Origin of the sequence: Methylobacillus sp. MM3, from assembly GCF_001645185.1 — a bacterium.
Classification (GTDB): domain Bacteria; phylum Pseudomonadota; class Gammaproteobacteria; order Burkholderiales; family Methylophilaceae; genus MM2.
This window is the reverse complement of the sequence record NZ_LXTQ01000038.1, coordinates 1-394: the sequence shown is the minus strand read 5'-3', so window position 1 is coordinate 394 and position 394 is coordinate 1. Positions and strand designations below refer to the sequence as shown.

The window sequence follows — 394 nt, the reverse complement described above, 5'->3', positions numbered from 1 at the left end:
CTATTGAGATGAAGTCCCAGCGGACCACGAGCGATAGCTGGCTTATTATCCTTGCCAAACAGACGCTGGAAAAAACCAGACATATTTTATCCTTAAAATAGTTGCCAGCCTTTTAGCGAGGCTGGCAAAAAAATTACTCGCCCTGTTGGCGTTGCAGTCTTGCTAATACATCCTGGGCGCTACTTTTATTGCTACCGCCAATTCCGGCTTCCGCCAGCTTTTCGTCAAGGTCGCGACCGTCTGCGACTTTCTCCAACTGTGCGGCAGCATCCAGGCGAGCCTGACGTTCGGCCTGACGCGTTTGCAGGCGTTTTAAGGATTCTGCCGCTGTCGAAACGCTGGAAGATGCGCCAACGGTAGAGGTTGTTACAGCCTGTTGTGCACGCTGCATGGC

Annotated in this window: 1 protein-coding gene; it reads right to left on the bottom strand. The window is 52.3% G+C overall.

The window, feature by feature from the left end; genetic code table 11:
- Positions 1-133 precede the first annotated feature (133 nt).
- On the bottom strand, positions 134-394 hold a 261-nt coding region (locus A7976_RS10380), incomplete at its 5' end, for a PspA/IM30 family protein (protein ID WP_205633494.1).